12 protein-coding genes are annotated in these 14,122 nt (G+C 33.2%); 6 read left to right on the forward strand and 6 right to left on the reverse strand.

Annotated elements, in window-relative coordinates:
• Positions 1-25 precede the first annotated feature (25 nt).
• Both IJE64_RS08730 and IJE64_RS08735 read left to right on the forward strand, forming a co-directional pair.
• Entirely contained in the window at positions 26-1,696 is a 1,671-nt protein-coding gene (locus IJE64_RS08730; RefSeq protein WP_292784869.1) for a glutamate--tRNA ligase, read from the forward strand.
• 8 nt (positions 1,697-1,704) lie between these two features.
• Positions 1,705-2,172 carry a hypothetical protein gene (locus IJE64_RS08735; RefSeq protein ID WP_292784871.1) on the forward strand — a complete coding sequence of 156 codons (468 nt, stop codon included), beginning with the start codon at positions 1,705-1,707 and terminating at the stop codon, positions 2,170-2,172.
• A gap of 52 nt (positions 2,173-2,224) precedes the next feature.
• On the opposite strand, the gene IJE64_RS08740 is transcribed toward IJE64_RS08735, so the two are convergent.
• Positions 2,225-3,823 carry an ATPase gene (locus IJE64_RS08740; protein WP_292784874.1) on the reverse strand — a complete coding sequence of 533 codons (1,599 nt, stop codon included), beginning with the start codon at positions 3,821-3,823 and terminating at the stop codon, positions 2,225-2,227.
• Between the two features lie 311 nt (positions 3,824-4,134).
• Between IJE64_RS08740 and IJE64_RS08745 the strand changes: the two genes are divergently transcribed.
• Genes IJE64_RS08745 through IJE64_RS08760 form a run of 4 tightly spaced genes read left to right on the forward strand, consistent with a single transcriptional unit; the run spans position 4,135 to position 7,272 of the window.
• Positions 4,135-5,370, forward strand: coding sequence for an LL-diaminopimelate aminotransferase (locus IJE64_RS08745; RefSeq protein ID WP_292784876.1), 1,236 nt, complete (start codon positions 4,135-4,137; stop codon positions 5,368-5,370).
• 10 nt (positions 5,371-5,380) lie between these two features.
• Positions 5,381-6,076 carry a DUF6882 domain-containing protein gene (locus tag IJE64_RS08750; RefSeq protein WP_292784879.1) on the forward strand — a complete coding sequence of 232 codons (696 nt, stop codon included), beginning with the start codon at positions 5,381-5,383 and terminating at the stop codon, positions 6,074-6,076.
• Between the two features lie 7 nt (positions 6,077-6,083).
• Positions 6,084-6,674, forward strand: a complete 591-nt coding sequence (locus IJE64_RS08755; protein ID WP_292784882.1) for a DUF6891 domain-containing protein — start codon at positions 6,084-6,086, stop codon at positions 6,672-6,674.
• Between the two features lies 1 nt (position 6,675).
• Positions 6,676-7,272, forward strand: coding sequence for a hypothetical protein (locus IJE64_RS08760; protein ID WP_292784885.1), 597 nt, complete (start codon positions 6,676-6,678; stop codon positions 7,270-7,272).
• Between the two features lie 86 nt (positions 7,273-7,358).
• Here IJE64_RS08760 and IJE64_RS08765 read toward each other — a convergent pair whose 3' ends face one another.
• The 5 genes from IJE64_RS08765 to IJE64_RS08785 all read right to left on the reverse strand — a co-directional run bounded on the left by IJE64_RS08765 (position 7,359) and on the right by IJE64_RS08785 (position 13,982).
• Positions 7,359-7,979, reverse strand: coding sequence for a hypothetical protein (locus IJE64_RS08765; protein WP_292784887.1), 621 nt, complete (start codon positions 7,977-7,979; stop codon positions 7,359-7,361).
• A complete protein-coding gene (locus tag IJE64_RS08770) occupies positions 7,976-9,718 on the reverse strand; it encodes a glycosyltransferase (RefSeq protein WP_292784890.1) in 1,743 nt (580 codons plus the stop codon). The genes IJE64_RS08765 and IJE64_RS08770 overlap by 4 nt, the downstream gene beginning before the upstream one ends.
• Before the next feature lie 10 nt (positions 9,719-9,728).
• Positions 9,729-10,139 (reverse strand): response regulator, encoded by a 411-nt coding sequence (locus IJE64_RS08775; RefSeq protein ID WP_292784893.1) that lies wholly within the window; start codon positions 10,137-10,139, stop codon positions 9,729-9,731.
• Positions 10,140-10,209: 70 nt separating this feature from the next.
• Complete coding sequence (locus IJE64_RS08780; protein ID WP_292784897.1) at positions 10,210-12,081, reverse strand: histidine kinase dimerization/phosphoacceptor domain -containing protein; 1,872 nt, start codon at positions 12,079-12,081, stop codon at positions 10,210-10,212.
• Positions 12,078-13,982, reverse strand: coding sequence for a histidine kinase dimerization/phosphoacceptor domain -containing protein (locus IJE64_RS08785; protein WP_292784901.1), 1,905 nt, complete (start codon positions 13,980-13,982; stop codon positions 12,078-12,080). The genes IJE64_RS08780 and IJE64_RS08785 overlap by 4 nt, the downstream gene beginning before the upstream one ends.
• Positions 13,983-14,122 lie beyond the last annotated feature (140 nt).

A 14,122-nucleotide genomic window follows, 5' to 3' on the forward strand; every position in this document is an offset into this window, starting at 1 on the left:
GAAATAATTAAATTGTGATGATTAAATGAATGATTTAGAAGAGATTATCTATAAACATGCTTTATTAAATGCAGCCAAACATAAGGGAAGTGCAAATCCTGGAGCTGTAATGGGTTCAATAATGGCAAATGAACCTGAACTTAGAAGTAAAGCTAAAGAAATTGGGCCAATGTCTGGTAAAATTGTAGCAAAAGTAAATGCCTTAAGTCCTGAAGAGCAACAAGCTGAAATGGAAAAGATGGGTGTTGAAGTTGAAACAAAAAAACCTAAAGCTAAGGAAGTTGGACTTCAAGAGCTTCCGGGGACCCATGAAAATATCGTTTTAAGGTTCGCTCCAAATCCAAGCGGACCGCTTCATATAGGACACTCAAGAGCGGCAGTTCCAAATGCGGAATATGTAAAAAGACATGAGGGTAAGTTAATTTTGAGAATTGAAGATACAGACCCAAAAAGAGTATATGAACCCGCCTATGAAATGATTCCAGAGGATTTGGAATGGTTGGGAATCAAGGCAGATGAAATGATTTATCAATCAGACAGGTTTGAAACATATTACGATTATGCTCGACAGCTAATTGAAAAAGGTGCAGCTTACATGTGTACTTGTGATGGGGCAACCTTCAAAGAGCTTAAGGACAACTGTAAAGCTTGCCCATGTAGAGATAATTCTGTTGAGGAGAATTTGGAGCTATGGGATAAATTCGATGCGATGGACGCCGGTGAAGCAGTACTCAGAGTCAAAACTGATATTAATCACAAAAACCCTGCGATTCGTGATTGGGTTGCAATGAGGTTGGTTGATGAAGAGCACCCTCGTTTAGGTACAAAATACCGAATATATCCAATGATGAACTTCTCAGTTGCAGTGGATGATCATTTAATGGGCTTAACTCATGTTTTAAGGGGAAAAGACCATTTGGCGAATACTGAAAAGCAAAAATACTTGTACGACCATATGGGATGGGACCAACCGGAATATATCCACTATGGCAGACTTAAAATGGAAGACATTGCACTAAGTACCTCAAAGGCAATGGCAGGTATTGAAGATGGAACATATTCCGGATGGGATGACCCAAGACTTGGAACCCTAAGGGCTATTGCAAGACGTGGAATTGACCCAAGAACAATCTACAACTTAATTACTGAAATCGGTGTTAAAATGGCAGATTCAGCCATCAGTTGGAAAAAGATTTACGGTTTGAACCGCAATTTCTTGGAACCTGTAGCCAATAGATACTTCTTCTGCGAAAATCCTCAGTTAATTGAAGTTGGAGGATATGAAGACGGTAAAGTCAACATTGAAAGACCGTTACATGCAGACCACCTCGATAGGGGTAACAGGGTCCTGCCGTTTGATGGAAAAGCTTACTTGGCTGAAAATGACATTAACGATGGAATATTTAGATTGATGGATGCTGTTAATGTTAACATTAATGGGGATGAAATAACCTATCATTCCACATCATTTGAAGATGCCCGTGAAGTAAAAGCTAGAATCATTCAATGGGTGCCTGCAGATGACAATGTAAATGTGAAAATCATCATGGATGATGCATCAACTAAAACAGGTCTTGGTGAAGGAGCACTGCGCAATTTGGAAGTTGGAAATGTTGTTCAATTTGAAAGGGTAGGATTCGCACGTCTTGATGAGATTGCAGACGATGAATTGATATTTTACTATGCCCACAAATAGGTGATTAAATGGTAATGTTTTCAAATGGGTTTGTCACCCTTCAGATGCCTGAAGATTTTGATCAGATTCCTCCTAAAGATGAATTTACAGATTTGTATTTGGTAAACACCAAAATTCCAATGTCCATTAAGTTTTCAACAACTCCAACATTATCAGGGCTTCCCGATATAATGAGCGGAATTGAGGAAAATTTAAAAAGCAATGATAAAATTGATTTGATTACTTCAGATTTCATTGTAATTAATGAATCTCTTTACTATATGGTTGTTTCTTCATTTTCAGATGGTGAAAACCAAATTAGGCGAAACGAATTCTTATATGTGCAGGATGACAATCTGTACATTTTTGAATATACATATCCTTATGCGGATAGGGAATTGGATGATTTTTATTTAAACATAATTCGTTCCCTAAAAATCATTGTTCCAAAATATATAGTTGAAAACGGTAGCTATAGATTAAATAAAGAAGAATAATTCTTCTTTCTTTTTTTAAAATAAGTTATGTGGTGTTTGGTAAAAAAGATATTTAATATATCTTTTTCACGTCTTCTGGTTTAATTTTAATGTTTTTACGTCTGTATCTTACAGAGATTTCATCACCATTGATTGCATAGACTTGACTGGAGTAAGTTTCTCCATCATGTCTGAATATGATTTCATCTCCCTTTTTGAGTACAACATCATTATTGTTGAGTTGCATTTTAAGACTGTCTCTAGCAGGTTTAGGTTTAATAGTATTGATTTTCGGTTCTACCCTCTCAGGTTCTAGTGAATTTCTAGTATTATTAAATAACTTGCGAGTATTTTCTTGTCTTATTGAATCTTCATAGTTTGGTTCGTAATATTCACCAAATTCGTCATGTGTTTCATTGATGATTGGAGCATATTCATCTTCAAAATCATCTTCATATTCAGATTCAAATTCACTGACATTTCTGATGTAATCTGGTTGTAAATCGGCAAGAGGGTCGGTTTCTTCTTCTGGTTCCGGTCTTAGTTTTTCTTTTACATCTTGGAAAATCCTTGAACCTTTGATTGTATTAGTGATTTTAGCTAAATCTTTCCTGTAATCAAGGTCATTTTCAACCTCTTCAGCTGGTGGTTCAATGTCCTCTTTTTTAGATTCATCGATTTTAGTAGGTGATTTTAATGTAGGTTGTTTGATTTCTTCTTCAGTATTTAATAAAGCATCTGTAATTCCTTCACTTTCGGATATGCTTTCAATTTTTTCTTCTTCAATCTCCTGTGAAGCGGTAGTAATCGCATCCTGGATATCCTTTTGTGTTGTTTTTGGAATTTCAGTTTCTTCACTTACCTCTGCGATAGGTTCAACATCATCCGCAGGTTTAGTTTCCTCAACAGCCAAAACATCCTGCACGGTTTCTTCTGCTTCATTTTCATTGATGATATCAGGTATTGTTTCTTCTTTAGGTTCTTCTTTATCAATTATGTCTTGGATTGTTTCGACTTTTTCTTCTTCCTGTGTGCCGTTAAGGATTTCTCCTATGTCTTCATCAGCCAAGATTTCTTCAATAAGTTGATCTTCGTAATCTTCATTTTCCTGTCTTTTTCGGATACTCTCTTTGATTTCAGTTGTATCCTCTTCCTCTTTATTAATTCTTTGAGATTCTTTTTCCCTTTCACTATCTTTTCTTTTTGATTCTTTGATAAGTTCATCAATTGTAAATAAATCTTTTAATTCATGTTTTTCATTATTTTGGTCGTTATTAGGTGTCATAATATCAATCTGAGTTTCGTTCATTGGTTCCTGGAATTTTTTAACTTCCTTTTCATAATTTATAAGTACTTGATTTTGAGATTCATATTCTATATTCTGATAACTGTTCTCTTCAGCCTTAGGAATATAAACATCGTAATTATCTTCTTCTGTTCTTTGGTTGAGGCTATAATCTGGATTTTGCCGAGTGTTTATTTTGGGAGTATCATTTTTGTTTGATGCTTTATTTTTATTATTTGAGAGAAATCTATCTATAGAATCCTTTGAAATAATTGATTCTTCATCTTCTTCTAATTCGTCGCCTCTATAATGCAATTTAACAGCTATTATTGCAATTGCACCAATTATAAATATGGTTAACCAAAGTATTATTGTCATCCCGTTCATTTTTCCCAACTCAATCCTATGTTTATAGTATAATATATTTATGTTAGAAAGTTAATTTAAATATTTTCATAGTTTTCCAGTTATGGAGCATATGTTGTTTAATTATCCATTTAAATTAAAGGGATTAGTAAATTTTGTTTATCTTATCTGAAAGACTATGGTTTGTATAAATACAATTTTTTTATGCGCTGTTTTTTTAAAAATCAATTAATCTATTAATTTGACCAAAAATAACAATTTTTTTGAATACATTCAATTTATATATTTTTAAAATATAATATAAATTAGATTAATATTTATGAGGATTAATTATGGTTGTTAAAATTAATGAAAATTATCTAAAATTAAAAAGCAGTTATCTTTTTGTAGAGATTGCAAGAAGAGAAGCAGAATTCGCAAAAGCAAACCCTGATGCTGATATTATTAAAATGGGAATTGGAGATGTAACTAAACCGCTGGTTCCCGCTGTTGTAAAAGCATTTAGGGATGCAGTTGATGATATGGGAAATGCAGATACTTTTATGGGCTATGGTCCAGAACAAGGTTATGACTTTTTAGCTGAAGCCATCATTGAAAATGATTATAACAAATATGGAATTTCACTTGATGCAGATGAAGTATTTATCAGTGACGGTGCAAAATGTGACACAGGTAATATTCAAGAGATATTTGGCATAGATAATAAGATTGCAGTGACCGATCCGGTATATACTGTATATGTTGATACAAATGTGATGGCCGGAAGAACTGGAGAAATGAAGGACGATGGGATGTATGAAGGTTTAACTTATATAAAATGCAATGCTGAAAACGGATTTGTTCCGGAACTTCCATCAGAACCTGTAGATATAATTTATTTATGTTATCCAAACAACCCTACAGGAACTACCCTTACTAAAGACCAATTAAAAGTGTTTGTCGATTGGGCAAAAGAAAACAAAGCCATTATATTATTCGATGCAGCTTATGAGATATTCATCAATGAAGATAATGTTCCTCACAGTATTTATGAAATTGAAGGTGCAAAAGAAGTGGCTATTGAGTTTAAGAGCTATTCAAAAACCGCAGGATTTACAGGAACACGCTGCGCATATACTGTTGTTCCTAAAGAGTTAAAAGGATATGATAGCGAAGGTAATGAGGTGGACATTAATCCGTTATGGAACAGAAGACAGACCACCAAATTCAACGGTGCATCCTATCCAGTGCAAAAGGCTGCTGAAGCAACCTACTCTGAAGAGGGTAAAAAACAAATTCAGGAAGTCGTTGACTATTACATGGCAAACGCAAAAATCATAAGGGAAAGCCTAACCGATATCGGTCTTGAAGTTTATGGCGGTGTAAGTTCACCTTATATCTGGGTAAAAACTCCAAATAACATGGATTCATGGACATTTTTCGATTTATTGTTAAATGAAGCAAAAGTTGTAGGAACTCCAGGTTCCGGTTTCGGCCCAAGTGGAGAAGGATATTTAAGATTAACTGCATTTAATACTTTAGAAAATACTAAGGAAGCCATGGACAGAATTTCAAAATTAGAATTTTAGGTGATGTAATTTGAAAGATAAATTTGAAAAACCAATTCAAATAGAGAATGGAGATACATTCAAGGTAATTTTATCTAAATATGGCGCCCTTGCTTTAGATAAACAAGAGAATTTATCAGATTTAATCGGCGATAAAACCGGTGATTTGGATTTGGAAAAAGGAACTCTTACATTTGATGACATTGAATTGCCAATACAAATTTTAGGATTTTTCACACAGGAGTTAAATCAATGGTCATGGGCATGGGACAATGATGATATAGGGTTTGATGACAGTTTCATTCAATCAGCTCGCCAAATGAAGGCCATCGGCGATGAATTCAATATTCCTCAGCTAACTTCTCCTGTCATCATGACTGATTTAGATACCTGCCATAATTTTGCAATGGTGGCAACTTCCGTTTTAGATTTGGATGGTTATTATGCAGTATCTGAAGATGATTTGGCCATATTTGTAGCCGTTAGTTCAGATTTAATTAAGGAAAACGATTCTGTTGAAAAATTCAGAACAAATTATGCAATTTTCCAAAAGAACTTCAACGTTTACCCTAAAATCGCATTTGAAGGATATACAAAACTCAAAGGATATGTATATAAACCTCATGACGATTTTGCAGTTGCAAAAATCGGAGAAAGCAGAATCATCGTCGGCTTCACTGAAAGAGGAAACGTGACCCATATTCAAATGCTTTTAGAAGACGATTAGTGATATTATGAATCCGGATTTAGAAGAAGAAATCGAGTACGTAAAAGATTTGCTTGTTAAATCTGGATTTTTTGATGTTGAAGAGATCAGGGAAATATTGGAAGATCAATTTATAGAAGAAGAGATTGACTTTTCCAAGCGCAATATTTATTTAAATGATTCAGATAACATTAATTTTAATAGGCTTGAAAGAGTTTTCGAAGCATTGGCCAGTGAAGATATTGTAGCGATTCATAATTGCGGTTATGATTTAGATGAAGGAGTTGGCGATGCTTTTGAACTTTATGTCCATCTAAAAAATAATAAATTCTCTCCTAAAGGTTTTTGTTTTTATTCCTTTGAGGATATTGAGTACTCAATATGGGATGAAAAATTAAAAATAACTTTTGGAGATTTTGAGAATAGTGAAGAAAAAGCCCTGGAAATTGGAAAAATTGTGGAAGATTATCTTAAAGCAGAAAATTTTTCAATAATCTGGGATGGAACTGTAAATAATCAAATCGAAATTAATCCTTTTAAATGGGACAAATCCTTTGATGGCGATAAAGACTATGAAATCGAAGGGGCATATGAAGTTTTTATAAACAGAAGGTGTTAAAATGAATACTCGTTCACTAAAATTGATTAGAGAGGTAATGATTAATTCAGGTAAATGGACATCTATAGAAATATCTCAAGATTCAGTTTACCTTGATTTTAACGATGTTGAGTTGGGAGTTCCTAAAGAAACTGAAAATTTTTTCCTTACTGTTCGCTTTGCTGTAGATTCTTTTATCACAGTTTTCTATGATAATATTTGGGATATTGATTTTTTAGCCAAATATGATTTTAAAAATCAGTTATTGAGTGAAGATGTTTTATTTGATATTGAAGAAGTTAAATTCATTGATTTTGAATACCTTAACACATTTTTCCATGATTATAAAAAAGAGAAAACAATTTCTGTTGTAGATGATTTTAATATCCATAATATTCGCAATGATTTTTTCATGTTAATCAAAACAAAGGAAATAGCCGTCGTCGTTGGCGGGAATCAAATGGATTTCTTTACCAAATATGAAAAATTAGATGATTCATCTCTTAGAGAGCTATCCAATCAATGGATGCTTTACTTTTTAAAATATCAATTGAAAAGAAATCTCATTATTAAAGATCCAATGTGTGAGAATCATCCATTGAAATATCCTAAAAAATAGTTTATCATTAAAAAATTAGTTTAATAGATATTAATTTTTCAAATATCTATTAAATATAACCCTTCTTATTTTAGTTTACTTGTCCACTACGAAAAGTTACTTGTTATAATATCAACAACATGCCAAATCGCAGATACGAATCCATTGAATTCATTGTTGTGAATGTTGGACATGTCATCTTCGATACGGTCATCAATCTCTTTTATGAAAGTAGTGTTGTTGTAATCCTGGCTTGTGAAGTAATGAACTTGTATTGCATAATTTGTATCCTCTTTAGAGAATACATAATTTACTCCTATATGGTCCCAATTGTCATCAGTGTCTCTTGATGGGTTTGAGAAATATTGTTTTGAAACAGCAAATCCACATAGGGTAGTGTTCTCATTTTTAAGAACCTTATATCCTCCATCTTCCATGGACCTGAATTTAGCTTCCGATATTGATGTAATATGGTCTTCCGGCCAATCATCCCAATGGTCAATGTAGACATATTCATTGGTAATCGCATGAGGAGTCTTGGACATATTTGTCAAGTTCAATTCATCAGTAGTGTTCCATGCTTGTGGAACGACGGTTATACTATGTCCGAATTCGGCGGTTTTATCTGTATGAAAGCTTAAAAAGCTATTAATTCCATTAATGTTTAAAGCAATAAATATGATGAAGACTGCAATAATGAATCCACGCACCATGTCCTCTTTTCTCATTTAGTTTTTCCTCCTTTATGCACTGTTTTTGCCCATTTTCTTTCTTTTCTTGTCATCATTGAATGCATTGTTAAGAAAAACAATGGAATTAAGTGGAAACAATAAATATAATATTTAACTAAGTCTTTAATAAAATCAAGAGGACCCAGTTTGTCTCTTAAAAGGGCTAAAATCATTCCTGGGAAAAATGCAATTGCAGATAATATTCCTACAATAAGAGGAGCTTCCATCCTAATCAATGTAACATTATGGAAGAAGAACCATGAAATTGCATTTAATATAGTAATTACGAATCCAAAAAAGATTAATAAATTAAAACTGTAAAAAGAAATATGTTCAATTACATTGAACTTTTTGAATAAAGGAATATTTGACCTTAAAATTTGAGGAAGGTAAACAAATAAGGTTTCAAAGTTACCAATAGCCCATCTTGTTCTTTGTCTAAAAAATGCTCTCCAATTGGTAACTGCTTCTTGATATACTGCACATTCTCCACAATAACTAATTTTTCCACCTTGGAGAATTATTTTTATAGCCAAATTCAAGTCTTCAGTTACTGCAAATCCGTCCCATCTTCCACAATCAATAATGGCTTGTTTTTTAACAAACTGGCCATTTCCACCTAAAAATCCAGTGTGGCCTAAGTTGTCTTTAGCAATTAATGTATTTCCGAATGTAGAAAATTCAACATGCTGCATACGAGCTAAAAAATTCTCATTTTTGTTGAACATTTTTACCCTTGACTGAACGCCGTCAATGTCATCATTAATATATTTAACAACAGTTTTTAAATAATCGGGTTTAATTTGAGTATCTGCATCAAAAACACCTATTATCTCTCCTCGGGATAAAGTTAATGCATCGTTTAAAACAAATCCTTTCCCTTTTCCAGACCTTGGAGGGTGTCTTGTTACAATTTTAACCTGAGGGAATTCCTTTTTCAAATCAGCTAATATCTCTCCGGTATTGTCAGTTGATCCGTCATTAACAACGATTAATTCGTATTGAGGTTCATCATCTTCATGATAGTCAATACCACAAACGCTTCTGACGGTTTCCCCTATGGTGTACTCTTCGTTGTGTGCAGGGATGAAAATACTTACAAAAGGAAGCTTTTCGTGTGGTTTTGGTATCTTTTGCTTTTTGATACTGATAATTGAGTTAATAAGCATGGCCCCTGTTGGGATTAAAAGAACCCATTGAAGCCAAGTAGCATTTCTAGATAGAACAGCTATTATAATTAATGAAATGCATAAGATAAGAAGTAAACTTGAGTCTGATTTTTCAATTAAAAGCTCGGTACTTTTCTCTTTTACTTTAGATTGGGCTTCCTTAACGTTTTGAATATTTTGTTCATGTTTCCTAAGGGCTACTGCCATTGCTCTTTGAAGTTCATCTTCATCAAGGGGTTTAAGCAAATAGCCATAGGGATTGCTCATCAGTAATTTATCAATAGTTTCATTGAATAAATCTCCAACTATGATTATAATTGGAACATTAAAAAGCTCTAAATCTTCAGTGAGTTCTATTAAATCTATATTGGGGATTTCTGAATCTAGAAATATTAGATTAGCTTCTAATTCATCGACTTTTCTAAATATGTCTTCTGTCTTAGAAGCTGAGCCGACAAAATCATAGTCATAATTTTCGACATATTCCTGAATAAAGCCCAATAATTCCTTTTGAGCACTAATAGCAAATATTTTTGGCTTACCTTCAATTAATTGAAACTCAGTCATAGATAATCATTTATTCTGTAAAACCACTGGCGTCGTTAATTCTTTTTTCTTCTAGTTTTGCCCTGTTAATAGTGATTTTAAGTGTTTTATCTAATTTGTTGATGTCATAAGGCTTTGAAACAAATCCATATGATCCTTTAACATTTGATTTTTCGAATGTGTCTGTGTCTGTGTTTGCAGTTAAGTAAATTATAGGGATTCTTAATTCTGAAATAACTTCTGCAGCTTCAATACCTTCCATGTCTCCTTTTAATTTGATATCCATTAATACGACATCAGGTACTTTTTCTGCTGCAGTATCAATTGCATCTTGGCCAGTATCAACTGTATCAACAATTTCGTAACCTAATTCCTCTAGACTATATTTCAAATCAAGTGCTGTTATTGCTTCGTCTTCTACAATTAAAATTCTTTCATTCATTTTATACCTTCCATTACAATATATTTTCTTTATGTTTCATATTATTTAAATTTTAACTTGTCACATTAGTTCATCCTTCAATGGTATGTTCCATGTCTAATGGGAATGTTAATTTATACCCTGTTCCATGTTCGTGTTGTATCAATTCGATTTTTCCATCAAGTTGTTTTGTGAGATTTTTGATAATTTCACATCCCAGATTTTTAGTTATTTTTGTAGGGTCATCTATACCCACTCCATTGTCCTTGAGAATAAGCTGACCAGTTGAGTTATCTAATTTAGTAATCTGTTTAAATATTTTTTTGTTAGGAACACTCTTGTCTGGGAATGCGTGTTTGATTGCATTCATGGTCAATTCATCAATAACCAACAATAATGGTGTAATGACTTCGATGGTTAGATTTATATCTTCATCAACTTCAGATACAAACTCAATGCCGTCTCTTAGACCAATTAAACCTCTTAATTGACTATCTTGGTCTACGATATACTCTTTTAAGTTAATATTCTTAAAGTCAGTGGTATTGTAGGTTTTTTCATGCAAAATTGCAAGTGAAGACAACCTGGATTGCATGTGGTCGATGATTATGTTAGGCTTGTTTTTATAGGCTCTTTTTTCCAAGTTTAAGAAACTGTTAAGAACTTGCAGGTTGTTTTTGACTCTGTGGTGAACTTCTTTAATCAATATTTTTTGATGTTCATTCGCTTCAATCAATTCGTGTTGTTTAATTTTTTCATGAGTAACATCGGTTAAAAACCCAATACTGTGGGTTTCTGAATTGAATTCGAACCTTTCAATATACAATTCACACATCTTTTGATGGTTTGGGTCTCCGCCCACATCATATGTGAATGCCACATCAATATCGTCGACTTCGCCATCAATCAATTCCTTTAGCTTACATTGAACATCCTCTTCAACGATATTGTCAACAACTTCACGGCTGTGGCGATAGTCTTCAGGCTCAATTTCGATGAGCTGATAGAATCCTTCTGAAAATTCATATTGTTTAGGGTTTAGGGGTTCGATAAGCAATGCCAAGTTCTTATTGTTTTTAAAACCTTTCAGCAAGAAATCGACAGGCCTTGTCATTTTCCTGCTTGAATCAGTACTCACATCTTTTATTAAACCATAACGATTTATTAAATTGCCATATTCATCGAATTTGGAATAGAGGCTCACTTCGATATATTTCAATGTTCCATCATTGGTTTTGATTCGGATAACCGATTCGTAGTTGCTTCTTTTTTGGTCCATGACTTTAAGCATTTTTTCAATTATTGGCTTGTCTTCTGGAATGACCAAATCAAAAACAATATTGTAATATTCATCGTTTTCTTCTCTTGTACGGTTAATTATGTTGTAGATTCCCTGTGTCCAAGTATATCTGTCATTGATTTTATAGTAGCTTCCGGTTAAAGAGAAGTATTCAATTAGATTTGCTTTTTCATCAAATCCTTCATCATCAGAAACATGTAAGTTGGTTCCACGATTGTCCCTGTGGTCTGAAATCAAAACGATTCTGTCCATATCGTAGATAATTTTAACATTTGAAAATCTTGCCAATTTTTCATGGAAATGGTAATAGAACCTCATCTTTTTAGTTTCATGTGTTTTATAAACTTCTTGGAATGGTTCTTTTAAAACTTTATAAAAACCAGGGGATGTTTTACTAAGTAAACGTCCGGCTACATCGTTTTGTTCTATATGGCCTCTTATAAGAGCACTCAGACCTAATCTATGGACAATAAAATCTTCACCATCATCATATGGCACAAAAATATCCAAGTCATTACTTAAATGTTTCAATGTTTTTTCAAAAGGTGTGAAAGGCACTTCAAATTCCTTAGGGACCTGCTGGAACAGCTCGCTCTCTGTAATGTCATAGATATTGACTTCTTCAATTCCTTCAAGCTGACGGTATGTTTTTTCAATTCTCATTCGAGTTCACCTCCTTTATCTCCAAGGTGGTATTCAAGGGTATGATCAAAATTCACTGGGAAAATTATTTTGAATCCGGTTCCCACATCACAGTCTAAAATCTCAAGTTCTCCATTAATCTGTCTTGTTAAGCTGTTAATTATCTCCCAACCCAGATTATGGTTGATTAATGCATCTGGATCTTTCAGTCCGACTCCATTGTCTCTAAGAATCAATTCACAGATGTAATCGTCGATAAAATCAATCTTTTTGGATATTGTTTTGTTAGGCATATCCGGGTCGGGGAATGCGTGTTTGATTGCATTCATGGTTAATTCATCAACTATCAAAAGCAATGGGGTAATTACATCCATTGAAAGATGGATTTCAGGATTAACATCTGAAGTAAAGTTGATATCTTTTGCTCTAAATAGCATGTGTAGGGATTCGTCTTGGTCTTTCATGTAGTCTTCAAGGTTGATGTTAATGAAATCTTCAGTGTTGTATGTTTTTTCGTGAAGTAGCGCAAGTGAAGATAAACGGGCTTGCATATTATCCAAAATACGATTTGGATTGTCTCCGTATTCTCTTCTTTCAAGATTTAGAAAACTGTTCAATACTTGCAGGTTATTCTTGACTCTGTGGTGAACTTCTTTAATCAAAATGTTTTTAGTCGCATTTGATTTTATTAGTTCTTGTTGTTTTCTGCGTGAAAGTGTAATGTCAGTTAAAAAGCCAATGCTGTGTTCCTGATTACCATATTTAAACCGTTCAATAAATAATTCACATATTTTTAAGTTTTCTTCATCTCCATTGACTTTATAGGTAAATACTTTGTTTATTTCATTTATTTCCCCGGCATTTAACCTTTTGATGTCATTTTTAACATCAGTCTCTATTATGTTTTCAAGAATTTCTTCACTGTGAATATATTCGTTTTTTGGGATTTCAATCATTTTATAAAATCCTTCACTAAACTCATACCTTTTGCTTAAAGGTTCCACAAGCAAGGATAGCTTTGAATTGTGATTGAATCCATTCAACATGAAGTCAACCGGCCTGGTCATGTGTTTGTGTGAATCAACACTGATGTCCTTAAATAATCCATATTGGCTTACCTCTTCACCGTTTTCATCAAATTTAGAGTAGAGATATGTGTCCAAATATTTCATATGACCCCCGGGTGTTTTAATACGAATGATGTTTTCATAAGTATCTGTTTCAGGACTCATTGTTTTAAGCAGTTCTTCAACTAGAGGTTTATCTTCTGGAATGACCAAATCGAAAATGATATTATAAAATGAGTCGCCCGCTTCTTTGGAACGATTAATGATATTGTAGATTCCTGGAGTCCAAGTGTACTCATCGCGAGTTTTATAGTAGCTTCCGGTTTGTGAGAAATATTCAATTAAAGTTGCTTTGTTTTCATCATCTTCCTTTTGCTGCTCTTCAGGAGTTTTAGCATCTGAAGTTGCTTTTTTCAAATCGGAAATTGCAAAGAGCTCTCCTTCATCGCAGATTATATGTATGTTTGCAAGTGTTTGAATTTTATCGCTGCGATAGTAAAAGATTCTCATTGCTTTTGTTTTTCCGGTTTCATAAACTTCTTTTAGCGAATCTTTAAATATTTCATAATAAAATGGTGAAACTTCGCTAAATTTACGTCCAGTAACATCCTCCTGCTTTAAGTTTAATCTTTCAAGCAAGTTCCATCCTATTCTTTCAACAATATAATCGTCACTGTCCTCAAGAGGTAGGAATACATTAATGTCAGAGGGAACATGTTTCATGACATTGCTTAAACGAAGCTTTTTGGGTTTCTTAACGGGGGGAACATCGTTAAAAATTTCGTTTTTATCAGCATTATAAACCCTCACTTCTTCAATTTCTTCTAATTCTCTATATTGTCTTTCAATATGCATGTGAATTACCTAAGTTTATAATTTAATATGAATTATATTTCTGTTAAATATAATATTTATAATTATATGAATTATTTTGGAATTTGATTTTAACAGTATTGCAAAAGCTTTTTTAATAATAAACTATAAAATAATAATGT

It is taken from the genome of Methanobrevibacter sp. (assembly GCF_017409525.1).
Classification (GTDB): Archaea; Methanobacteriota; Methanobacteria; order Methanobacteriales; family Methanobacteriaceae; genus Methanocatella.

Coding starts and splice junctions, on each gene's coding strand:
- IJE64_RS08735 (WP_292784871.1), top strand. CDS start 1,705: ATGGTAATGTTTTCAAATGGGTTTGTCACCCTTCAGATGCCTGAAGAT.
- IJE64_RS08730 (WP_292784869.1), top strand. CDS start 26: ATGAATGATTTAGAAGAGATTATCTATAAACATGCTTTATTAAATGCA.
- IJE64_RS08760 (WP_292784885.1), top strand. CDS start 6,676: ATGAATACTCGTTCACTAAAATTGATTAGAGAGGTAATGATTAATTCA.
- IJE64_RS08775 (WP_292784893.1), bottom strand. CDS start 10,139: ATGAATGAAAGAATTTTAATTGTAGAAGACGAAGCAATAACAGCACTT.
- IJE64_RS08755 (WP_292784882.1), top strand. CDS start 6,084: ATGAATCCGGATTTAGAAGAAGAAATCGAGTACGTAAAAGATTTGCTT.
- IJE64_RS08745 (WP_292784876.1), top strand. CDS start 4,135: ATGGTTGTTAAAATTAATGAAAATTATCTAAAATTAAAAAGCAGTTAT.
- IJE64_RS08780 (WP_292784897.1), bottom strand. CDS start 12,081: ATGAGAATTGAAAAAACATACCGTCAGCTTGAAGGAATTGAAGAAGTC.
- IJE64_RS08740 (WP_292784874.1), bottom strand. CDS start 3,823: ATGAACGGGATGACAATAATACTTTGGTTAACCATATTTATAATTGGT.
- IJE64_RS08770 (WP_292784890.1), bottom strand. CDS start 9,718: ATGACTGAGTTTCAATTAATTGAAGGTAAGCCAAAAATATTTGCTATT.
- IJE64_RS08765 (WP_292784887.1), bottom strand. CDS start 7,979: ATGAGAAAAGAGGACATGGTGCGTGGATTCATTATTGCAGTCTTCATC.
- IJE64_RS08785 (WP_292784901.1), bottom strand. CDS start 13,982: ATGCATATTGAAAGACAATATAGAGAATTAGAAGAAATTGAAGAAGTG.